This is a genomic window from Shewanella sp. SG44-6 (assembly GCF_014164185.1).
In the GTDB taxonomy this organism is placed as follows: domain Bacteria; phylum Pseudomonadota; class Gammaproteobacteria; order Enterobacterales; family Shewanellaceae; genus Shewanella; species Shewanella vesiculosa.
This window is the reverse complement of sequence record NZ_JACJER010000025.1, coordinates 1-24,169: the sequence shown is the minus strand read 5'-3', so window position 1 is coordinate 24,169 and position 24,169 is coordinate 1. Positions and strand designations below refer to the sequence as shown.

Below are 24,169 nucleotides of genomic sequence, written 5' to 3'. Positions count from 1 at the left end.
ATTGGCTTTATAATACGCTAAATAATTCAAAAATGGCGGCTAACAATGCAGCAAACAAGCAGAAACGGTTTATGTCGCATAAATGTGCTCAAGTTTGGGGGTAAATAAGATCTTTTTTCGCTGCAATAAAGCAAAAAACGCAGAGATTTCTCTCTGCGTTTTTTGTTATGCGGTACTAAAATTTATCTGAGCATTTTATATTAAGATTAACGTTACAATTTAAATTGTGAGGTCGCATGGCTAAGCTCATTAGCAAACCCATCTAATCCTTCTGAAATCCCCTGCACTTGTGCAAGAATACCCAGTGTTTGATCAAATGAAGCATTCATTTCAACTACGTTATTGGCAACATGTGCAGCAACTAAAGACTGCTGTTCTGTAGCTGCTGCTATATGGGTATTCATACTGTTAATACTGACAATTTTAGATTGAATTGAACTTAATGCTGCACCGGTATCTTTGGCATAACGCTCGTTTTCTGAAGACTTAGCAATGGCCACATCCATGGTGCTAACCGATGATTCAGCCGCTACTTTAAGCTTTTCTAATACGCCACGGATCTCTTTAGTCGCGTCGGCAGTTTTAGACGCCAGTGCACGAACTTCATCAGCAACCACGGCAAATCCTCGTCCATGTTCTCCTGCTCTGGCGGCTTCAATGGCAGCGTTTAACGCGAGCAAGTTGGTTTGTTCTGCAATAGAGGTAATCACGTTCAAAATAGAGCCAACACTTTCGGTATCTTTGGCTAACTCATTGATAGAATTTGATGCGAGTTCAATACCTGAATTAAGTTCTTGTGAAATTCTCACCGTGCGCTGTACTACTGCTAAACCTTCCGTTGCCTCACGTTCAGCAACTTGTGCAGCTTCAGCCGCTTGTTGGGCACTGTGTGAAATATCATTGACTGAATGACGCATTTCTTCCATCGACATATGCACAGTTTTAGCATCGTGACTTTGTTGCTTAGTCGCTTTAGTTGCAACCGCCATGCGCTCTTTTAGCGATGATGCGCTGTCTAACAATGGTTTAGTCACACTCACAACGCTTTGAATTGACTCAGCAAGTAAGCGTAAAAATCGATTAAAGTTGCTTGATACCTGCCCTAACTCATCAGTCCCGACAACCGTCAGTTGGTGACGTAAATTGCCTTTACCGTCAGCTAATTCACCTAATGAGTTGGCCACATCACCCGCAGCGCCGCTAATGGCACGCGCAATTGAAATAGTTGAAAGAGCCATAAAGACCAACAATGCGACCCCTATGCCCAATGACAGGTATAAACTCTGTTCAGAGCGGTCACCCGCTTCTTTAATAGTAGAGCTAAACTCTGCCACTTTATCGGCCTTATAAGCCGTGATCCCATTCGTTAAGGTTTCGAATATTTTGGCTTTTTTCTGACTAATTTGCCCTACATCAGCCATATCAATAGTACCGTCTAGCATTCCCCTTGCCAGTGACAGTGTCATGGTATTGTATTCGTCTAGGCTGTTAGATAATTGCGATAACAATGCACTTTCGGGCTGATCAATAGTTGATAGATTGGTTAAGTTATCTTTGAGTGAAGAAAAGGTTTTCATGGCGTTCCCGAGCAAATCTTCATCGGCAAAGGATACTGATTGGGTATACAACTCATCTAATCGTTGGACAAAAATGACATTTTGATTTGCAAGCTCAACACGCTGTGCAACTTTGGTCTCCATGAAAGATAATGTGTCACGGTTTTTATTAATCGCAACTGTGCTGATGCCAAGGTTAACGGCAAAAATAATCACTGACAAGACAAAAATCAGTCCTACCTTTTTAAAGATCGACATGTTACTAAACCAATTCATATTTCGCCCCTAAGCGATAATCAAATGAAGATAAAGCAAACGTAAAACTTCTTAATGCAGCGACCAAAATATCGTTATTAAGGCTATTGATGCCTGTGCTCGCTCCTTGAGTTTTTATGTGCTGTAAAAATACCGCTTAACGCTATTCTTTAGTCAATTAACTATATGTTTTATTGTTATAAGCATCTTTGATAATAAGAGCATAATTTTATTTAATCTTAACCAAGTATAAATTTTTGTTGCTGTAAATCACGAAGTTTTCAATGTATATCGGTGTAAATCAATATCGGCCTAACATCAATATACTTGAAATTTTTCTAATGTATCAACTTGTTTGTGCTTATTTATAGACGGTAAATCCACTCACTTAAAGACTATAAATCAATATAACAACAAAAAACCCGCAAAAGCGGGCTGTTTTGGTTCATTGAGGCGATTACAGCACCTCATTAAATGGCTGTTGCAACATTTTATGCGGCTTGAACATCGGCTTCTTCTGAATGTCTTATTAAATAATCAAATGCTCCCAATGATGCTGTGGCGCCGCTACCCATGGCAATAATGATTTGCTTAAAGGGGATATTAGTGACATCACCCGCAGCAAAGACACCAGGAATTGATGTTTGACCACGCTCATCGACAATAATTTCACCGCGAGGAGTCATATCAACCACACCTTTTAACCACTCGGTATTAGGCACTAAACCAATTTGTACAAAGATACCGGCTAAGGTTACGGTATGACTTTCACCACTGGCGCGATCGGTGTAAACCAAACTGGTTACACGAGTACCATCACCTTTAACTTCCGTGGTCATGGCTTGGGTAATTATCGTAATATTGCCCATTGATTTAGCTTTACGCTGTAGCACTTCATCGGCACGTAATTTACTGTCAAACTCAAGTACAGTGACGTGTTCGACGATGTTTGCTAGATCAATAGCCGCTTCAATACCTGAGTTACCGCCGCCAATAACCGCAACTCGCTTACCTTTAAATAACGGACCGTCACAGTGTGGGCAATACGCTACGCCTTTGTTACGATACTCTTGTTCACCAGGGACATTCATTTCTCTCCAACGTGCACCGGTTGCTAAGATAATCGTTTTACTGCTTAAGGTGGCGCCACTTTCAAGTGTCACATCAAGCAGACCGTTTTTAGCTAAACTCAACGCACGTTGGTTTTGCATAATATCGACGTCATAATCTTTAACGTGAGCCTCAAGGTTCGCCACCAGTTTTGGACCTTCGGTTTTAGACACTGAAATAAAGTTTTCAATTCCGACCGTCTCGGCCACTTGGCCACCAAACTTTTCAGCAACTATGCCGGTATTTAACCCTTTACGAGCTGAATAAATGGCCGCTGCGGCGCCTGCTGGACCACCGCCCACTACTAACATATCAAAAACCGACTTTTTATTGAGCTGCTCGGCTTGTCTGCTAGCGGCATTTTTATCTAACTTATTCAGTACTTCAACAACGCTAATGGCGCCCACAGAGAAGGCTTCGCCGTTCAAAAATACTGATGGCACTGACATGATATTGCGATCGCTCACTTCCTGTTGGAATAACGCACCGTCAATCATCACGTTAGTAATGTTTGGGTTAATTGCTGCCATCATATTAAGTGCTTGGATCACTTCAGGACAAGTTTGGCAACTTAACGAAATATAGGTTTCAAAATGGAATTCACCTGGTAGCTGACGGATTTGCTCAATGATATCCGCATCCAACTTAATCGGATGGCCGCCGCTGTGTAATAGTGCTAGCACCAGTGAGGTAAATTCATGGCCCATTGGCAAACCTGCAAAGGTGATATTAGTTGCAGCTTGCGGGTTAATCACACTCATACTTGGTGTACGTTGACCTTGCTGATAAGTCACAGAGACTAGATCTGATGAGTCAACAATGTCCTGGGCTAGGCTAGTGAGTTCTTTGCCTTTGTTTGAGTCATCTGCAGATACGACAAGTTCAACTGGGCGCTTGAGGTTTTGCAGATAGGTTTTCAGTTGATTTTTTACATTCGCATCTAACATAACAACTCCTAAAAATGGGAAATAATCGATGAATTTACAAGATGCTAGTCAGTGCCGGGGGAACACCGACTAGCTGGAGATGATATTACTAACCTAAGGGTTATCTTAGTGGTTAGATTTTACCGACTAGATCAATTGAAGGAGCTAATGTTTCTTCACCTGGCTGCCATTTTGCAGGACATACTTCGCCATCGTGAGTTGCAACATATTGTGCCGCTTGAATTTTACGAACTAGTTCAGAAGCGCTACGGCCAATACCTAGATCATGAATTTCAGCTACTTTAACTTGGCCTTCAGGGTTAATCACAAAAGTACCACGTAGTGCTAAGCCGTCTTCTTCAATCATCACACCAAAGTTGCGAGTGATTGCGCCAGTTGGGTCACCTATCATTGGGTAAGTAATTTTACCTATAGTGTCTGAACTTGAATGCCAAGCTTTGTGAGTGAAGTGAGTGTCAGTTGATACTGAGTAAACTTCAACGCCCATTGCCTGTAGCTTCTCATAATGATCAGCCATGTCGCCTAATTCAGTTGGACATACGAAAGTGAAGTCAGCTGGGTAGAAAAACACTACTGCCCATTTACCTAATAAATCTTGTTCAGTTACGTCAACGAAAGCACCATTATGGAATGCAGTTGCTTTGAACGGTTTGATAGTGCTATTGATGATAGATTGTGTCATGTCATGCTCCATTTAGATTTACAGTAAACCCGATACCAATATGGTTTCGGTGATGATAAACAAACTGTGCTCGTCATCTGATGTACCTATAATAGCGATGGAGGCTAACTAAGTATAACGGATAAAAACTATCACCCTAATCGGTTTTTTATATTGAACCATCTTTGAGAGACTATTTGTATGAAGGGTATAAATCATCAACACCGAGTACGCTTGAAAGCTGGTACTCGATTAATGATGTTTATTGGTGGATGTTATTCCCAAGGACCAAATCGTGTCAGTACGCGGCTAACATTAATATCGAGCTTTTGTGAAAGGGCTTGTAAATCTTGCTTATTATTTGCGGCAGAAAAACAATTGGCTTTATTGGTGGCAAATACCACCCAATTCCCACCACCGGTTAAACAAGCAAAGACTTGATTAAAATGCTCATGAAGCGTGTCACGTAACTGTAAGTCTCGACTGTGTTCTTTCCAACAATTTAATACTAAAAAGCCATCCGTTTTAAGCAGCTGTTTTGTTTGCTGAATAAATTGGTTAGACAACTGTTGTTTATCTACGCCTTTGTCGCTGTAGATATCAGCAAAAATAACATCGACTTTTTTATGCTCTGCTTGGGCTAAAAAGACATAGGCATCTTGGTGCACTATGGTCAGTTTTTTACCTAAAGGTAATTGAAAAAAGCGTTTAGCCACTTCAATAACTTGTTGGCGCAATTCAACTGCAGTAATTTTAATCGCTGCATCAAAATGCCTAAGGGAATGCACGAGTGCACCACCACCTAAGCCTAAAATAATCACACTTTTGGGTTGGCTGAATAACAGCACTGCTAACATGGCCTGAACATAAGTATGTTGCGGTACATGAGGTTGACTCTTATCCATCTTACTTTGCTCATCATTATCACCAAATGATAAGACCCGATAGTCGCCATCGTCGAGCACACAAAAATCACCAAACCGATCACCGTCGACGTGCAATACTTTATAATCAGACATACTTCACTCTGTGAGGAGTCTCGCCAATACGTGACAGCAAGATTTTTCTACTTTAAAACCTTATTATACCCCAGAATACACTATAAAGTTGGCGACAAGTGATACAGATAACTCGCAGAATTAAATTAATACGACCAGATAGGAAATCGACATGTTTAACCATTTATTGATGATAATTTTGTATTTGGCGGTGTTCTTTCTAGCCCAGCGACAGGTCAAAAAATGGATCCGTCAGCAAGCACAAAAGAAACAAGTCAGCGAGGTTCGTAGCCGTTTGATTACTCGTTTAATTTCTTATTTGTTGTTCTTTGTGACGATATCCGTCATGGCGGTGTCATTAGGTTTAGGTTATCAAGAGGTGTCGCTATTTGTGTCTTCAGCCTTTGCGGTATTGGGCGTGGCCCTATTTGCTCAATGGTCGATATTGAGCAACATCACTGCTGGTGTATTGATCTTTTTTGCATTTCCTTATCGAATTGGCGATCGCATAAAAATTGTCGATAAAGAAGAGGATATGAGTGGCATTATTGTCGAAATCAGTTTGTTTCACGTATTGATCAAACGGGATATCGGCGATGTGATGACTTACCCTAACAGCTTGATGCTCCAAAAAGCGGTGATTAAGTTACCCGAACCACGCCACCCTAGTTCACTTGCAACAAGCAACAAAACCAAGGCGAAGATTAATGCAAGTAGAGCAAAATGGCTTAAGTAAGCTTTTAGCGTATACCCAGTGGTGTGATTCATATCTGACTAATAGCAACCAATGCTCTGCTGTCTTAGCCATGTTGACAATAATTTCAGCTTAATAATGCCGATGCCGTATAAGTAGAGAATCGATACATAATCTTATTAACATTAACTGGGCTTATGTATCGAATAGAGTAATGCCTGCTTTATTTAAGCCCATATTTATACTCAGACTTAAGCTCTGCGCAGACATATTGCGGTGCTAGTTTAATACTCGATGGAAAAACGCTACGGCTTGCAAGTACATCTGCAACGCTAAAGCGGCATCAAAACGCTCACCTTCATCGCGCATAAAAGCGTGTTGAGCATTGACCTCAAGCCAAGTAAAGTTTGCATTCACTTGTTCAAGCTTTTGATAAATAAGCTTACGACCTTCTTTAGTCACATGTGGATCTTGTTTACCAAAGACCATCACTAACTCGCCATTTATGCTGCCAGTACGAGCCAATGAATCATTGCCCTCTTTACAAGGTAATGTATTGGAATGAATATCTGTAGGATACAAACAAAAAGCCCCGCTAATATCAGGATTAAGCGCTGCTCGATAGGCTAAATGACCACCAATACATACGCCCATAGCGCCAACTTTATCACTGCAAAATGACTGTGCACGCGCAAAATCGACAAGCGCTTGAGTGTCACTGTCATGTTGCTCTAACGGCTTAGCCCACTTGTCTGCATTACCTTTATCTTTACCTGCATCGTCATACGCCAACACAGTTCCGATAGGGTTGAGCTCATGAAACACTTCGGGTACTAACACCACAAACCCATGCCCAGCCAAGATCGCAGCAGATCGAGCTATCGGAGCAGTTTGCTGGAATATTTCTGAGTAGAAAATGATAGTCGCAAATTGGCCTTTAGTATCCGGACGATAAAGCGTGGTACGCATTAAGCCCGTGGCCGTTTTAATATCGTGAGTTTCAGTTGTTGTAATCATAATATTCCATTTATTTCACATTATACCCAACACAAGGTTTTACCCAGCATAGTAGCAATTGCCAGCGCATGCCCTATGCATTAGTAAGCTGATGTTTGTCGTGAGTTGATATTAGTGAGCTGCAATTCCTGCGCACTATAGCAAATTAAAACAGCTCATTATTACAAACTTGCCCTGTGATCAACTGAGTCACATTGGTTAATGTTGTTGAGGCGATCGAGTTCAGCGCTTCTTCAGTTAAGAAAGCTTGGTGACCGGTAAAAATAACATTGTGGCAAGCCGATAAGCGGCGGAAGATATCATCTTGAATAATTTCATTTGATTTATCTTCAAAAAACAGCCCTTTTTCATTTTCGTATACATCAAGTCCTAATGAACCAATTTTGCCATCTTTTAACGCTTCCATGGCATCCAATGCATCTAATAATCCACCGCGGCTGGTATTAATCACCATCACGCCTTGCTTCATTTGATTAAAGCTAACGTTGTTGAGTAAATGATGATTATCTTTGGTCAATGGACAATGCAAACTGATGATATCGCATTGAGGATAGAGGGTTTCTAATGAAACATATTCGACACCAAGATCAATAACAGCTTGGTTTGGATAAGGGTCAAATGCCAATACTTTACAGCCAAAACCTAATAAGATTTTAATGGTGGCTAGGCCAATTTTACCCGTACCTATCACGCCAACGGTTTTGCCAAACATATTAAAACCGACAAGCCCCGATAAAGCAAAGTTAGCGTCACGAGTGCGCTGATAAGCTTTGTGGATTTTACGATTTAACGTCAACATGAGTGCCACTGAATGCTCAGCAACAGATTCTGGTGAATACGCGGGCACATTGACCACTTTCATGCCTAAACGCTCAGCAGCCACTAAGTCAACGTTATTAAAGCCAGCACAACGCATAGCAATAATTTTTGTGCCACCTTTGGCCAACTCAACTAATACTTCTTCACATAAGGAGTCATTGACGAAAGCACAAACAACCTCATAGCCTTCCGCTAGTTTGACGTTTTGCATGCAAAGTCGGTAATCAAAAAATTCAATATCAACCTTAAAAGTTTGGTTAATACTGGTGAAATGGCGAATGTCGTAAGGCTTGGCGCTAAAAAATCCAATTTTCATAGGTATCCAAATTTACTAATAGCGAATTGATGAGCAAATCATCAATATGATCAGCCCCTAGATATGAATTAATTGTATGTGAATTAACGGTTATTGTCGTCAATATCACACTGAATAACGATGAAGTTGTGATCTAGATTCTCTCTGGTGAAGAGCCTTTAAGGATAGTGACTGGCAATTCAGTGGATTTGGTCATACCGATAATAAATCTGTCCCGTTCGCCACACTAATATTCCATGACCATAATCAATATTAGAGTCAAATACTAACCATATTGAAGGAAATAAAATTTGATCCACCAGCAATATAACCACATTGATAATAAAAAGAACTGCTGCGTATATCACTGTTTTTACATATTGAAATTGCTAATATTAGCGCAATGTTATTAAGCCCACGACACTATGAATCATAAAAAAAAACTACCAGTCTCAAACCGTCGTTTTTGGATCGAACGGATCAGTAAAACGTCATTAAGAGCACTGCATATTATCGGTATAGTGGGCAGTGGCGGCGGTATTATCTTTAATCTTGAATTATCTCTATGGCTTAATTATTGGATTATAGCGATTACATCTGGCGTACTGCTAATGAGTTGGGAAATCATTAGAGATTGGCGCTGGTTAATCCAACTCAAAGGAGTATTAACCTTATTTAAAATCATATTGTTAGGATTTTTTATTCAAATAAGCCAATGCCATTCTGAATTAATCATCTTTATTATTTTATTATCTGTTATTGTATCTCATGGACCCGCCGGATTGCGGCATTATTCGATAGTGCACCGGAAGGTGATTCAGAGTAAAAAAGAAATAAAAGGCTAATACCCAACTATAAATGACTTTAAGGACATGGGATGTTCCCTTACCCAGATCAATATCGCATAGCAATGCCGCCAATGACGACCGCTTTTATGGTGGCGTGGGCAATAGTGACTCACGCCATTTTTGCTGATGCTAGTCCATTTTCGCTTTATCCTCTGCTGGTGCTATTTCCCGCAGTGATCGCCACACACCTGTATTTAATTTGGTTAGCAAAAGGCATGAGTCGACTTGATCAATGTTTTTATGCATTAGTGCATATCCCGCTCGCATTTGTCGTGTGGACGTTTACCATAATGCACGTTAACGGCAATGCATTCTCTTAAGTCGCCACTTCTCAGTACCATTCTATACTTGCACATCATAAGCCCTAACGGTATCTTTGCCGCGAATTGACTCACGAGAGCAACTATGGCTGATTTCATATACAACCCACCCACCAGTCCTTGGCTGGATATTTTGTATCAAGATAAAGATATTCTGGTCGCAAACAAACCCTCTGGACTGTTATCGGTACCGGGAAGAGAAGCCATTTATCATGACAGTATTTATGCGCGGGTTTTAGCTGAACACCCTCATGCCCAAATTGTACATCGCCTAGATATGGCAACCTCTGGGGTGATTGTCGTCGCACTTAGACGCAGTGCAGAGCGCGAATTAAAACGTCAATTTCGTGATAGAGAAACGACCAAAACTTATTATGCTCGGGTTGCCGGCCACATGAAGCCTAGTATCACTCAGGTTGATTTACCACTCATTTGCGATTGGCCTAATAGACCCAAGCAAAAAGTCGACCACGCCATTGGCAAACCTTCGGTAACACTTGTCGAAGTTGTCAGTTACGGTGCTAAATCAACGTTAGTAAAACTCACCCCAATTACGGGACGTTCTCATCAACTGAGAGTTCATATGATGGCGTTAGGGCACCCGATCCTTGGCGATGGATTCTATGCCGATCCTTTAGCAAAAAGCTTATCACCTAGGTTACTGCTGCATGCGGCAGCATTATCGATAACTCATCCGTACTCACGACAAGCAATGCATTTTGAAGCAGCCGTCACTTTCATGACGCCAACCGATGAACAGTAAAAATTAAACATTATTAATAAATATGTGGATTGTAGTAGCTATTACGCAATGAAAGTCGTAGATTTATGACCAATTAATGGTTTGTTAGGCTTAATATCGTGGATAGCTCATTTCATCGTGATGAATTAGACAATCATATTCTTACCGCACTGATGCAAGATGCCAGAACACCTTTTGCGGAACTGGCGAAACGTTTCAATGTCAGTGCAGGGACAATTCATGTTCGCGTTGAAAAAATGAAACAAGCTGGCATTATCACCGGCGCGCAAATTACCGTTAACCCTAAAGCACTGGGTTATGATGTTTGCTGCTTTATTGGCATCAATTTAAAAAGTGCTGGCGATTATCCAGCAGCGATTGCCAAGCTAAATGAATTAGAAGAAGTGGTAGAAGCATATTATACCACTGGTAATTACTCAGTATTTGTAAAGGTAATGTGCCAATCTATCGATGGATTACAGCATGTGCTGATTAACCGTATCCAATCAATTGATGAAATCCAGTCTACTGAAACACTTATTAGCCTTCAAAACCCTATTGTCCGATCGGTAAAGCCCTAAATCATTGAGGGCTTAATCTCTTTCCACGTCTGTATTACCTTCAGAATTGTCAAACGCTACAAGTGCATTTCATAACCTAAATCACAAACCTACACATACTTATTAACAATTAATTGCCTTTTTTTTAAATCGGAGTGTTACTTTTGTTAATTCTTTGTGCTACAAATGCTGTTGATGCACCACAGAGTGCAACACATAAGCAGAAATTAATATAAACACCATCACTTAATATACATCGTCTTAAAACGATATCCTCCCCCCACATTGAGTGATGTATAAAACAAGGAAGAAGTTGTGAAGACAAAATTAGCTCTAGCCATTTCGGCTGCACTGATATCAAGTGCGACTTATGCAAATACACAATATAGCTCTGACCAAACAGGCATTGAACTGCTGTCCGTTAAAAATAACAACAAACCAACAGTAAGACAAAACAACGTAGTAGCTCCTCAACGTTATATTGTTGAATTAGAGTCGCCTGCCATTGCAAAGTACCAAGGTGGCATTTCTACTTTAGCCTCTACAGCTATTAAAGATAAAAATAGCAAGCTAGATATTCAATCAGCTCCAGTGAAAAGTTATGCATCTCATTTGCAAGCAGAGCAAGCAGCATTTACAAAAGCACTTTCAAAAGTGGCTTCAAATGCTAAAGTTGAACGTCAGTTTAAGACATTATTTAACGGTGTAACCATTGTTAGCCAAGGGTTAACTGTTGAACAGATCATGGCTATTCCAGGGGTTATCTCGGTATACCCTGAAGCAATGTACGAAACAAACATGGATGCTTCACTTGGCATTATTAATAGTCAAGCGATGTGGAATGCTGTTGATGGTATGGAAAATGCCGGTAAAGGTATCCGTGTTGCAATTATTGATGGTGGTATTCGTCCTGAAAACCCAATGTTCTCAGGAGAAGGTTTTACCGCTCCAACTTCTATGATGCCAACCGATGACTATTGTTCAACGGTAGATAGCTCATTCTGTAACGATAAACTGATTGTTGCACGTTGGTCACAACCAACATTTGCGGTATGTCCAGATGAATACATGAGCCCATTAGGCTACGGTGGTCATGGTACTCACGTTGCTGGTACCGCTGTAGGTAACAAAGTAGATACCACTTTCCAAGGTGTTGACGTTACTTTATCAGGTGTTGCTCCAGCCGCATATTTAATGGCTTATAAAGCACTGTATTCTAAAGAAGATTGTTCTGGTGGCAGCGGTTCTAACATTATGCTGATGGAAGCATTAGAACATGCTGTTAATGATGGTGCAGACGTAATCAATAACTCATGGGGTGGTGGTGCCGGTGCCGATCCAGCAAGCAGCCCATATAAAACAATGTTTGAAGCTGCTGAAGCTGCTGGTGTTGTTGTTGTAAGTGCTGCTGGTAACGATGGTAACGCAGCTAAATCAGTTGGTTGTCCTGGTTGTATTGAATCTGGTATCACTGTAGCTAACAGTACTACTGGCCGTTATTTTGCTAACAGCTTCAATGTTGGTGGTGATGATTTATTAGCGGTTCCAGGATCTGATACCATCATTGAGATGGATATTACTGCTCCAGTTATTTTAGCTCTAAACATCGATGCTGAAAACACTGAAGGCTGTGATGCATTTGCCGCTGATTCGTTTAAAGATGGCATTGCGTTGATTTCACGTGGTACTTGTAACTTTAGTGATAAAGTGACTAATGCTCAAAACGCAGGTGCTAAAGCGGTTGTGGTATACAATAATCGTGCTGGTGCTCCAATCACCATGTCAGTTCCAGGCATTACATTCCCTTCAGCTATGATCTCACAAGATGATGGCATGGCAATTGTTGATTCAATGGGTGACACTACGATTCAAGGTACTATAGGTTCTGAAATTAAACGTATTATCGCAAGCAACCTTGCAGATACGATTAATCAGTCTAGCTCTCGTGGTCCAAATGGTAATGAAAACATTCTCAAGCCTGATCTAGCTGCTCCAGGAACAGATATTTTATCTGCTTTCTCACCAGACGATGGTGGAGAAAACTTTAACATGATTACTGGTACCAGTATGGCCAGCCCACACGTGGCGGGTGCTGCTGCTTTATTAAGCCAGTTACATCCAGATTGGTCATCAATTGATATTAAAACAGCATTAACATCAACATCTAAAATGGATGGTATTTTAGATGATGACGCGTCAACACCTGCAACTCCTTTTGATATGGGTGCTGGTCGTATGGATCTTGATGCTGCAGCAAAAGCAGTATTAACATTTGATAAGCCTTCAATTGCAGCAGACTCTTGTGTCGGTATCTGTACATTTACTCGTACTGTTTACAACAAAGGTGATGAAAAATCATCTTGGGCACTTTCAGCAAATTCTGATACTGCTGGCCTAATGATTTCTCCATCAACACTTGAACTTGAAGCGGGTGCATCTGCAACGTTTACCGTTACTGTTGATTCAACATTCAGTGAATATGGCGATTGGATCTTTGGTAATGTAATGATCACCAGCACTGAAGGTAAGCAAAATGCTCATCTTCCATTAGCGGTATTAGCTAAAGAGTCTAGTGATTCATCTTTAATCTCTACTTATACAACTGATACTGATATTACTGTTGCAGATCCTTTCACTGTAAAATCTGTTGTTAATAATACCATGTTCGAAAATACCGTTACTGTGACAGCTTCTGCTCCTAAGGGCACTAAGCTTACATCGAAAGATGATGTATCTGTTGTCCTGAACGGCGCTTCGCAAAATGGTCTATCTGTTGATGAGAATACTGGCGTTATCACTTGGGTTGGTTCAATGGACTTGCCTGAAATGGTTACTTCAAGTGGCTCTGGTTCATACCCAAATATTACAGACCTTGGTTTAAGCCAAACACCAGCTTGCCTAGATGGTTGTGATGAAACGACATTTGTATTTAACGTACCAGCCTACAAATACAATGGCCAAACTTATACTCAAATCACAATTTCTGATAACGGTATAGTTATCCCTGGCAATAGTTCAACTGCTGGTACTTATGCTAATAAAGAACTACCTGACAGCTCAAATCCAAATAATATCCTTGCACCATTCTGGTCAGATTTTGATTTAAGTGATGGTACGGTTGGCGACACTGGTGGTGGAGCTATCTCTATTGGTGTCGTGAGCACTGGAAGCGCTTCATTCTTAGTTGTTGAATGGAATGATGCACAGCTTTATGCTGATTCATCAGGTGACAAGTACAGCTTCAGCGTTTGGTTAAAAACTGGCGATACTGAAGAAGTGACGTTTAACTACTTCGACATTCCTGGTATGCCAGCTAACGTAACCATAGGTGCAGAAAACATCAGTGGTACTATCGGAACGACTTATTACTACAACGGTGTAGGTTCAGCTGTTACTAACGATGATTATGTTGAAGTTAGAGCATCAAACTCTGGTAGTGTTGAAATCGGCTATAAAGCTATGGTCACTGAGTTTAGCTTCGGCCAAGCTGATGCGCCGTCACTTGATGAAGACACTTCCATGGAAGGTAATGTATTAGATAATGATACTAAACCAGACCAAAAAGTAGCTCGTACTCAAGTAACGGGCGATGGCATGACAGCTAAAGCTCAACGCTTAATTGACGTATCTCCAGCAGGAAAACTAAGTACTGTTGCTCTTGTTGATAACGTGACTAATGGTGAGCTTACTTTGGCCGCTGACGGTTCATTTACTTATACACCAAAAGCAGACTTCACAGGTACAGACACATTCACTTATACATCTACTGATGAAGAAGGGAATCTGAGCACTCCTGCACAAGTTGTTATTACTGTGACTAACGTAAATGACGCTCCTACTGTTGCACCTTCAGGAATGAATAGTGCCGGTGGTTTCGTTGTAACAGCCAAGGCTAATGGTAAAGATATCGATGGCGATGCTTTAACGTATAATTGGGTCCAAACTGGTGGTAAGAGTGTTAACTTTACTAACGGTGGTCCAACAATTAACTTTACGGCTCCTATAGGTAATGACACCTTCACTTTCACTGTAACCGCATCTGACGGCGAACTGACAAGTGCACCTGGTACTGCAACCATTAATGTCACCAAGGAAGAAGAGAAATCTTCTGGTGGTTCTATGGGTTGGTTAACCGCACTATTACTACCATTAGCTGCATTACGTCGTCGTAAGCACTAATTATTAGTCATCATTAATTTGGCATTGCCAAAATGATATAAAAAAACCAGCTGTATTATTCAGCTGGTTTTTTATTAGTTAAAGAAATTAATCAGATAATATTCTTCACCTTAGCTTGGCTAACATAAGCGACAAGTGAGATAACAACATTTACCTTATATCATATCAAACGGATGATTTTTACTTACAAGGTCTCTTATCCATCGATTAGCAACCGATGCAAGTCAATGATAGCGAGCAAGGCTAAAAGTTATTAAATAAACGCTCACTATCCCTAACTCCGATCAACTATTCCTCTTCATCTGATTCATCAGCATGAGCTGAAGCCTCAAACATCTCAATATTGGCTAATTGTCCAAACCAGAAATCTGAACTGACCATCTTAAACTGACGTGATAAGCCTTCGCTTGTAACAGATTCTAACTGCCATAATATGCCAGTAGCTTCTGGAAATTGTGTGCCGGTAATTTGATCTTCAAACAATCGATGTAATAACACATCGGGTGATAACCCTGATGCTAAAAGACGTACCATAGATGCATGCAACGACTGATCAAATATGCTTAAATCGTCTGCATCTGTTGCGGTCACATTAACCGTAAACTCAACGCCGGTAGGCTCAGCAAAAACACCATTAAAAGCTTCTCTCAATAATGCATAAGCACTAAAAAAGCCTTCATGAAGCAAGCAATCAGAATATTCTTCCCACATCCTGTCACCAATCATGTCATTACTTAACTGGTCAATTTTACCTTCTGCTAATTCAGTGAATAAATGAGTTAAGACAATTTTAGCGGCTTCGGTGGCCTCTAAATCATTTAAAGACATCATGCACATTTCTCTAAGTTCAGACTCCTCCATATCATCTAAGCCATCATTTAAGCCCATAATAGCCATCAATTGAAGGTAATCTTTATTTGACCAGGCGTTAGGGATCTTGTTGATTTTACGAAAAGAACCAATTTGAACATTAAATTGTGCTGTCATGGAAACTCCTTCAGGTGAGCATCAAAAATTGACGCACATTAGCCAAACTAAAGCCCTGCATGTAAGAGCGCAACACTAGATCGATTTAAAAACAAAAAATGTGAGATAATAATTTACCGATAAAAACCTAAGATACTGATAGTAAATGCTTTGTTTTATATAAATAACACATTAAGCGTTATATTAAACTTTGTTTATATGGTATTAATTTAGTTAACAATTAAACATCATATTGTGAGTTATTTCTTTGGATTAAATATGAAACAGCCAGAAAGTACGTCATTGCTAGCGATGACAATTAGATGAACAATGAACATTATCAATGAACAACTGACCTACCCGAACCAGATATATCACTGCTACGCTTGCCTTTAATGGATCATCCCAACAGTTAGCGTCGTTATGCTCAGCTCAATTTGAAGTCGCCATCATAATTATCTGAACTCTGAATAGGCAAATGTGAACCTTAGTCGCTATAAAGCAATAATACTCAGGCTTTACAATGATCTCATAAGCCAGCAATAAGCATCAGGAGCGTACTTAAGCTTCAGACAACGTCTTACCTTCAACAGATATTCCACTCGGCAGCAACTCATGTGACTCAAAGTCGAGCACCTCCCAATCTTATATAACATATCGAGCGTAACACTCAGCTTTAGTCTTTCAAAACAACCGATATAGTTACATTCAATCTCAACACACAATACAAATTCACCTTGAGATAGCCCTACCTTTTGATGACATGAGTCAACAGATAACCACCCGAATCACCAGTCTAAGTAGCTTTTTAAATACATGGCATAGAACTCTGTTTATTTAAACATACATCCATAATCAAAAAAGCCATGCCAATGCCTAATGTATAAAGCCTACATAAAAACATAACAAATTGAATTAACGATATTTATATAACTAAAAATGCAGTTACGGGAATAATCAGAGCCTAAGTTACCAAAGTGTAAACCGCAAGTTTACATTTAGAGTAATTTATGTTGCCGACTGGGTGATGGTATGATAGGTTAACTGCATGACACAGAAGCGAGCATTATCTGTTCAATAATTAAAAACGTTAACGACATCAGAAACAGTTGAACATGAAATTAAAACTATAAAACTCAGAGAGGGAAGTATGAACACCATCCACAGAACATTTAGTCGCACTGCGTTGTCGGTATGTATTGCTGCTTTACTTAGTCCAGCAGTTTTGGCAGTAGAAGGCGTTAAGGAAGTTGAACAAACCCCAAAAAATGTTGAACGTATTGCTGTTACTGGTTCAAACATTTTTAAAGGTAGCGCTAACACTTCATCATCCGCCCCTATTACCGAAGTGGGTAAAGAGATGATTGAAGGTATAGCAGCAATTTCTATTGGGGATGTGCTCAACAATATACCTTCGGTAACTTCCGCGATAAATGGGTCAAGTGATAACGTTTCTCTTGGTGGTGCAGGCAGTAATGTCGGCGTGTCAACAACATCACTTCGTAATTTGGGTTCTGCACGAACTTTAGTCTTAGTTAACGGTCGTCGTTATGTATCTGGTGTTTCTGCAAACACGGGATATGGTGTTGATTTAAATTCAATTCCAACCGCAATTATAGAACGCGTTGATGTATTAACGGGCGGTCAATCCGCAATTTACGGTTCCGATGCGATTGCTGGTGTGATTAACATCATCACAAAAAAGAATTTTGATGGCGCAGAAATAAACGCTTTTGCAGCAGAATCCAGCGAAGGTGGCGCAGAAAGACAAAATTTTGATTTTACCTATGGCAAAAACTTTGACTCTGGTAATGCTTGGATTTCCGCCGGTTATGCTAATCAAGAGGTATTGAATTCTTCTGAAAGAGACTTTTCTCGATATGAAATGAGATTTGTTGATACCAACGGCGATGGCATTAGAGATACGATTGCAAGGCGAGATGGACCTGGTCATGTGGATGGCGCTTTATTGGGTTATGGCGATTTAAAAATCTTTGGTAATGGCGATCAATTTAATGCAAACCAACCCTTACTGGACAGTAATTATCAGCCAACTAGTGACTCAGACTGGGACAATCAACATTCTAATCGTACATTAGTCTTGCCATATCAACGCTTTAATATTGCTTCTGGAGTCACTTTCGACATTTCTGAGAAATCAACATTAGAGGTTGAATTAAACTATGCACAAACACAGGCTCGGGTTGATTTAGAAGAAGCACCAATCGATGTTGTCAATAATGTCTTCAGAAAAGGCAATGGCGGCACAACCGGTATCGACGTCGCCACGAGCCCATACTTTGTCGGTAGTAGCGCAGGACAGCAACTTTTAGCTGTGATGGGAGATAACACCTCTCTTGATGGTGTAACCACCAATAGGCGTACTTTTGAATTTGGCAATCGTCTCACAGAAAACCAACGCGATACTTTCCGCGTGGCAGGTAACTATACCTACTACTTAGACAATGGTATGGATTGGCAAACAGGCGCAACGTACGGCATAACTTCACAAACACAACAGAACAGTGGTGACTTCAGCATACCTAATTTGCAACAAGCACTCACTATCGAAGAAGACGGCAATGGTGGATACCAATGTGCTGATGTTATCGCCAGGACTTATGGCTGTGTACCAGTGAATCCATTTGGAACGACTGATAGTTTGGCTGGTCAAGCTGGTATCACTGGTTTTTCCGATGAAGCAATGAAGTATCTTGCTGTTAACACAGGGCAAACAGGTAAAGTTGAACAGTTTGTGGTGAACAGTGTTATGTCTGGTGAATTAGATTTTGCTATCGGAGATGACAACATAGGCTTTGCTGCTGGTGTTGAATACCGAAAAGAATCCGCCGTTGAAAACCCTGATAGTTTCCGTCAACTAGGCATCACCCGTGAAGGCCCTGTTCAACCAATCGACGGCAGCTTTGACGTTGCGGAAGTTTTTGGTGAGCTTTACGTCCCTGTTACAGATTGGCTTAACCTAAGTCTTGCCGCTCGATTCGGTGATTATTCAACAATAGGTACTACTTCAACTTACCGTTTAGGTATCGATGCACCTATCCATGAGATGTTCCGAATTCGCGCGAGCCAGTCGAGCTCAGTTAGAGCACCGAATATCAATGACATATTCTCTACGGGAACAACCAGTGTTGCAAACCCAACGATAGATGTCTGTAATGGTGCCTCCAAGACAGGCACATCTAATATCGACGTGAATTGCACTTCTATCTCGGCAATTTCAAATCGAATGGATACAGATCCAAACGGCCAATATATATTAGTGGGTTCAGAGACAAATAATACCTTAGTGTCTCAAAGTGGTTCACCTAACTTAAAAGCAGAAACGGCAGACTCATTAACATTAGGTTTTGTAATGACTCCGCTAGACAACCTCTCGATTTCGGTGGATTACTACGGTATCGAAATTGAAGATGGTATTACGACCATCACTCCCGATACTATGGTTAAACGTTGTTATGATGTCGATCCATCACAATTTGATAAGACCTGTGGTGGCCGAATCGTGAGAGATGTGCAAGATGGTCCGATTCTAAATATTTATTCGACATCAATAAATGCTAATACTATTTCAACCAGTGGCGTTGATTTGGAAGTAGCATATTCACTGGATAACCTGACAGTAAACTTTATTGCTAACTACCTAGCCGAATATGAAATAGATACTCTTACAGGTAAAATTGACAATTTAGGAACGACATTATTCCCTGAATATCGCTACACTATGAATGCCTCATATAACATCACAGATGATTTTAACCTGTTTGCCCAGATGACATATCGTGCTGAAACTAAAGGTGTTCTAGGAGAAACGACCTTATCGGATGATCTTAACACTATGGATGCTGTTTACTATGTAGATGTTCGAGCAAGCTACCAAATTAATGATGCGGTAAATGTGTATATTGGTTCGAATAACTTACTCGATCAACAACCAGATATCCAAGCAACAAGTTCAGCAGTTGGTACCAATACAACACCTCAAGCTTATGATGTTATTGGTCGCCAACTCTTCGCCGGTGTTAAGTTGACATTCTAATAACTAAAACGGCATGCAGCATATTTTATAAAGCATGCCTTACACGCAATTTGAGAGCCTTAAAACCTAATCAGTGCTGATTAGGTTTTATTTTTAATAACCACTAAGGAGGGGATGTTGAAGCTTATTAACTTACTAAATTTGTTAATAGCATCATTATTGTTAACAGTTGATGCTAATGCTGCAGATAAAATGACCCATTATCCCCAACAAAATGATTCATCATTCGACAACACGCCACAGATTTCATGGATAAAGGCTGGTCAGCTACCCGTACCCGATGGCTTTTCTGAATCGATTGGTATTTCTGGAGCCTATAGCGGTTTTTTAGGTAATTACCTCATTGTCGCAGGCGGCGCCAATTTCCCTAATGGCCACCCATTTTTTGAACAGGGGGAAAAAGAATTCTATTCGGATATTTTTGTCTTCGATACTACAAATAAATTCGCTAACTTGGTTGCACATGGCCACTTACCTATCAAAGCAGGGCATGGAGCAACCTTAGTCGTCGATAACAGCCTTTATCTTGTTGGAGGTAAAAATAATCAACAAGCCTTCGATTCCATTATAAAATTAACTTTAGATTCAGATTATAAACTGACCACTGAATTGATCGATCATTTACCTTTCACATGGCATTCAGGTGGCGCTGCTTGGCAAGATGGCGACTTATATATCTTTGCTGGTGAGCAAAATGGCAAAGTAAACAATCGTGTCTGTCAGTACTCTCTCATCAGTAAGTCATGCATTAATAGTGAGAATATTCCTGCTGTTCCTGGTGCTGAACGTTCAGATTTTCCAGCGATCAATCATAAAGGTCAGTTTTACATTTTCGGCGGTTTGAGTTTTTTGACTGATAACGCTGTGCTAACTGATGCCTATGCTTTTGATTTTAAAAAGTCGCATTGGACAACATTAGCGCCTATCACTTTGGACAAACAGCCTTTTTCGGTAACCGGTGGTGGTGTGGCTACCATTAATGATGATCAATTAGTATTACTGGGTGGTGTAAATCGCGCTATTTTTAATGATGCTATCTTTCAATTGACCACACAAAAAAATGAAGGTTTGACGGCTTTTAAACAATATTACTTCAGCTTGAGTGAACAAGAGATCAATTTTAGTCGTCGCCAGATTATTTATAATATCGACAAAGATGATTGGTCTGCTCTGACTAATAACGTGCCATTTACTGGCGGAGCTGGGCCACTCACTATCACTCAGCAAGGAAATAAAATCTATTGGATTTCAGGTGAGATTAAACCCGTAGTACGAAGCCCAAACATCTATCAAGGTACAGTCTTATAAACCAATAACATGGCGATAAGCTATATGTATAGGGTGAAACTCTGAATGTATTCTGCTCCGACTATCTATACTTTACTCAGCCTAAAATCAGGTTGTCATTACTGTTAGCCCCCAAGCACTGATCAAATGTCGAACACTAGGATTACTGATCAAGGACAGATATTTGGAGTGCCCTATTAGCGCGTTTATGGCGTGAACGACTACACAGATATCGTGTGACTACATAGTGATTCAATCGGAATTATCTATGAAGCAACTAGCAGTACTTTATTGAAATGTCGAGCTAGCTAACATTCAGCCGCTATAACAAGGTGTTTAATTCCACAAATAAAGAATGGTTAGCAATAAAACAACCGATAAGTCTTTTACCCATTAGCCGCGCTGGGATGACGAACTAGCCTAAAGCCACAATTTCCTCTGCAATTAATTGCTGTATTTGCTGCCACTGCGTCTCAACCCAATGACCATTATGAGGTAGCATCGAAAAATGATCGGCGGTGGGTAACATAATTTGCCTCACTCTAGCTCGAGTTTGTTCACAAAATTGCGCTACTTGTGAAACGTTTACGCAAGTATCTCGCCCACCATGTATCACAGTTAACACCATTTGCGGGTGGCATAAACGACTCGGATTACAGGCAAGGTATCGCTCAGGGTGGCTGTATGGCGTCCCGCCCATCAGTCGATATATTTGCTCTGGTTGGTCTACATCGTTCACTGACACTAAGTCTAAAATACCCGCAATAGTCACCACTCTTTGTATTTTCAAAGGATCGTTATAATAAAGCTCACTGTCAGCGGCTATACCTTCTCTTGATGCTGCCCAAGTCGCCAAGTGCCCACCAGCAGAGTGGCCAATGATCAAAACTCGTCTTAAATCTAAGCTTTCGCTATGCTGGATATGACGCAGATAATCGATGGCATCAGCAACGTCCTTAAAGGTTGTAGGCCAAGGCGCATTGATATTTTCACCTTCGGTATTCATGCGCCGGTATTCTACATTCCATATCGCAACCTCAAAGGTTTGCAAGTAATCAACGATGGCGCGAGTGGCATAAGTCTCAAGGCTGTGATTATCTTTCCAATAGCCACCATGAACCACAATGACCACTGGCGTATTGTTTGCGTGGGTCGGCGTATAAAGATGTGCAAACTGCTGACCTTCACTCCCATAACTGACCGTCTTTTTCTGATGAGTGTTCATAGGCAGGTACTCTAAAAGATACTAACTACCGTTATGGTACAATAGGTACACCACAAGCTCAACGATTTTAAATATCAAACTAAACTGCATCTTTGTGATTAAAAATTAATCACAAAGATAATTTCATATACATTCTTTAACACATTGGTACAATAGCCAGATAGGTGATACATAATCGCTCGCGTACTAAAGGAATTCCCAATGCCAATTACGATTAAACGTCCTGTTGAACGAAAAAAACTATCAGAAACAGTTGAAGAAGAATTGGAAATGATGATACGTCAAGGTGAAATAGCCGAAGGAGATGCGCTTCCCTCTGAGAGAGAGCTCATGGCTGCGTTTGGTGTTGGTAGGCCTTCTATTCGTGATGCGCTATCTGCGCTAGCCCGCAAAGGCTTGGTTAAAATTAGTAGCGGTGAAAGAACCCGCGTCACTAGACCTTCTCCAGATGCCATTATTTCTGAATTGTCAGGCATGTCGAAAGACTTTTTATCACAGCCAAACGGTTTACAGTACTTTGATCAATTAAGAAGTTTTTTTGAATCAAGCTTAGTACGTCATGCTGCTGAATTTGCAACAAGTGAGCAAATTCAGGAGTTAGAAAAGGCGGTTGAGCTAAACGGCAAAGCGATAAATAATGAAAACCAATTTAAAAAGACCGATATTTACTTTCACCGAGTCATCGCGTCAATTCCCGGTAACCCTATTTTTTTAGCTATACATCAAGCCCTTGTCGATTGGGTAATAGATGCACGTCCTGCAAAAACTAATGTGCAAGAACTCAACGCTAGAAGCCACCAAGATCACGTTGAAATTTTAGCCTGCATTAAAAATCGTGATGTGGAAGGTGCGGATAAAAAGCTGACACAACATATACAATATGTATTCGACAAATATTACGCTGAGTAATAGAGCGTCATAACTAAAACAGCACAACTGAGAAAAGCTATCGATAGATAGCTTTTTTGCTAACTGCAGCGCAATAACATCACTTCAATAGCGGTTCGCTAAAAATTCTCAAATCGAATGGTATATTTTCATAGCATTAGCCTAAAACAGGTGGTATAACAGGTATACAGTAAAACAACACTATTTGAGTACATATGATTAACAAGATATTAAAGTCAGCGTTTACTTTGATGTTGATGATGCCGTTGCTAACCCATGCTCAAACATCAATCCAGTGGCAGGAATTAAACACGACTTCAATAGACAAAGTTAACATTAATCACGGTGCGTTTATCGACCATCAAGGTACTGGTCTAGTGATATCATCAGGTATAGTAGATTTAACTGCTAAACCATATATCTTTATCGCAGAGCAGGTAACAGACAGCAGCGTTGAATCAGAAGCAATATATCTCGTTGATGGTAGTAATGTTATTGTGACGAACTTGTCGGCAGAACAAGGTAATAGATCTTTTGCCGCGGCAACCAGTTTCCTTGGTGCCACCCTTGTAACCGGGGGTATAGCCAAACAAAAAACGACAAATTTAGTCAATCTCATTATATGGCGCCCTGAACCGGTTAACACATAGAGGATATTGTTAATGACGACTGCTGATGGGGATTTTGCTGTGCTAGGTAATACTGGCAGTGGATAGCTATAAAGTGTTTTCGATTCAGGGCGCCA

The 24,169-nt window shown here is 40.5% G+C and carries 18 protein-coding genes; 10 read left to right on the top strand and 8 right to left on the bottom strand.

Features of this window, described 5'->3' with window-relative positions; genetic code table 11:
• Nucleotides 1-212: 212 nt before the first annotated feature.
• The 4 genes from H5185_RS06710 to H5185_RS06695 form a co-directional block, all read right to left on the bottom strand.
• A complete protein-coding gene (locus tag H5185_RS06710; protein ID WP_182741667.1) occupies nucleotides 213-1,832 on the bottom strand; it encodes a methyl-accepting chemotaxis protein in 1,620 nt (539 codons plus the stop codon).
• A 470-nt stretch (nucleotides 1,833-2,302) separates the two neighbouring features.
• Nucleotides 2,303-3,868, bottom strand: a complete 1,566-nt coding sequence (gene ahpF / locus H5185_RS06705) for an alkyl hydroperoxide reductase subunit F (protein WP_182741666.1) — start codon at nucleotides 3,866-3,868, stop codon at nucleotides 2,303-2,305.
• A 112-nt stretch (nucleotides 3,869-3,980) separates the two neighbouring features.
• Complete coding sequence (gene ahpC, locus H5185_RS06700) at nucleotides 3,981-4,550, bottom strand: alkyl hydroperoxide reductase subunit C (protein WP_124017296.1); 570 nt, start codon at nucleotides 4,548-4,550, stop codon at nucleotides 3,981-3,983.
• A gap of 254 nt (nucleotides 4,551-4,804) precedes the next feature.
• A complete protein-coding gene (locus H5185_RS06695; RefSeq protein WP_124017295.1) occupies nucleotides 4,805-5,548 on the bottom strand; it encodes a spermidine synthase in 744 nt (247 codons plus the stop codon).
• A 151-nt stretch (nucleotides 5,549-5,699) separates the two neighbouring features.
• On the opposite strand from H5185_RS06695, the gene H5185_RS06690 reads away from it, so the two are divergent.
• Entirely contained in the window at nucleotides 5,700-6,263 is a 564-nt protein-coding gene (locus H5185_RS06690; RefSeq protein ID WP_124017294.1) for a mechanosensitive ion channel family protein, read from the top strand.
• A 237-nt stretch (nucleotides 6,264-6,500) separates the two neighbouring features.
• On the opposite strand, the gene H5185_RS06685 is transcribed toward H5185_RS06690, so the two are convergent.
• Together H5185_RS06685 and H5185_RS06680 are read right to left on the bottom strand one after the other, a co-directional pair.
• Nucleotides 6,501-7,238 carry a dienelactone hydrolase family protein gene (locus H5185_RS06685; RefSeq protein ID WP_182741665.1) on the bottom strand — a complete coding sequence of 246 codons (738 nt, stop codon included), beginning with the start codon at nucleotides 7,236-7,238 and terminating at the stop codon, nucleotides 6,501-6,503.
• Nucleotides 7,239-7,383: 145 nt separating this feature from the next.
• Entirely contained in the window at nucleotides 7,384-8,373 is a 990-nt protein-coding gene (locus H5185_RS06680) for a 2-hydroxyacid dehydrogenase (RefSeq protein WP_124017292.1), read from the bottom strand.
• A gap of 404 nt (nucleotides 8,374-8,777) precedes the next feature.
• Between H5185_RS06680 and H5185_RS06675 the strand changes: the two genes are divergently transcribed.
• From H5185_RS06675 to H5185_RS06655, 5 genes are all read left to right on the top strand, one after another.
• Nucleotides 8,778-9,197 carry a hypothetical protein gene (locus H5185_RS06675; protein ID WP_124017291.1) on the top strand — a complete coding sequence of 140 codons (420 nt, stop codon included), beginning with the start codon at nucleotides 8,778-8,780 and terminating at the stop codon, nucleotides 9,195-9,197.
• A gap of 32 nt (nucleotides 9,198-9,229) precedes the next feature.
• A complete protein-coding gene (locus H5185_RS06670) occupies nucleotides 9,230-9,520 on the top strand; it encodes a hypothetical protein (RefSeq protein WP_124017290.1) in 291 nt (96 codons plus the stop codon).
• A gap of 85 nt (nucleotides 9,521-9,605) precedes the next feature.
• Complete coding sequence (rluA, locus tag H5185_RS06665; RefSeq protein WP_182741664.1) at nucleotides 9,606-10,283, top strand: bifunctional tRNA pseudouridine(32) synthase/23S rRNA pseudouridine(746) synthase RluA; 678 nt, start codon at nucleotides 9,606-9,608, stop codon at nucleotides 10,281-10,283.
• A gap of 98 nt (nucleotides 10,284-10,381) precedes the next feature.
• Complete coding sequence (gene asnC / locus H5185_RS06660) at nucleotides 10,382-10,843, top strand: transcriptional regulator AsnC (protein ID WP_124017288.1); 462 nt, start codon at nucleotides 10,382-10,384, stop codon at nucleotides 10,841-10,843.
• Between the two features lie 294 nt (nucleotides 10,844-11,137).
• Nucleotides 11,138-15,001, top strand: coding sequence for a S8 family serine peptidase (locus H5185_RS06655; protein ID WP_182741663.1), 3,864 nt, complete (start codon nucleotides 11,138-11,140; stop codon nucleotides 14,999-15,001).
• A 288-nt stretch (nucleotides 15,002-15,289) separates the two neighbouring features.
• On the opposite strand, the gene H5185_RS06650 is transcribed toward H5185_RS06655, so the two are convergent.
• Entirely contained in the window at nucleotides 15,290-15,988 is a 699-nt protein-coding gene (locus tag H5185_RS06650; RefSeq protein ID WP_124017286.1) for a hypothetical protein, read from the bottom strand.
• A 1,129-nt stretch (nucleotides 15,989-17,117) separates the two neighbouring features.
• Here H5185_RS06650 and H5185_RS06645 point away from each other — a divergent pair.
• Together H5185_RS06645 and H5185_RS06640 are read left to right on the top strand one after the other, a co-directional pair.
• On the top strand, nucleotides 17,118-20,024 hold the full coding sequence (locus tag H5185_RS06645) for a TonB-dependent receptor domain-containing protein (RefSeq protein WP_182723371.1): 2,907 nt from the start codon (nucleotides 17,118-17,120) through the stop codon (nucleotides 20,022-20,024).
• 114 nt (nucleotides 20,025-20,138) lie between these two features.
• Nucleotides 20,139-21,332, top strand: a complete 1,194-nt coding sequence (locus H5185_RS06640; protein ID WP_182741662.1) for a cyclically-permuted mutarotase family protein — start codon at nucleotides 20,139-20,141, stop codon at nucleotides 21,330-21,332.
• 394 nt (nucleotides 21,333-21,726) lie between these two features.
• On the opposite strand, the gene H5185_RS06635 is transcribed toward H5185_RS06640, so the two are convergent.
• On the bottom strand, nucleotides 21,727-22,536 hold the full coding sequence (locus tag H5185_RS06635; protein ID WP_182741661.1) for an alpha/beta hydrolase: 810 nt from the start codon (nucleotides 22,534-22,536) through the stop codon (nucleotides 21,727-21,729).
• Between the two features lie 201 nt (nucleotides 22,537-22,737).
• Here H5185_RS06635 and H5185_RS06630 point away from each other — a divergent pair, with 201 nt between their 5' ends.
• Both H5185_RS06630 and H5185_RS06625 read left to right on the top strand, forming a co-directional pair.
• Nucleotides 22,738-23,445, top strand: coding sequence for a transcriptional regulator NanR (locus tag H5185_RS06630; protein ID WP_182698404.1), 708 nt, complete (start codon nucleotides 22,738-22,740; stop codon nucleotides 23,443-23,445).
• Nucleotides 23,446-23,639: 194 nt separating this feature from the next.
• On the top strand, nucleotides 23,640-24,074 hold the full coding sequence (locus H5185_RS06625; RefSeq protein ID WP_182741660.1) for a hypothetical protein: 435 nt from the start codon (nucleotides 23,640-23,642) through the stop codon (nucleotides 24,072-24,074).
• The last annotated feature ends 95 nt before the right edge of the window (nucleotides 24,075-24,169 follow it).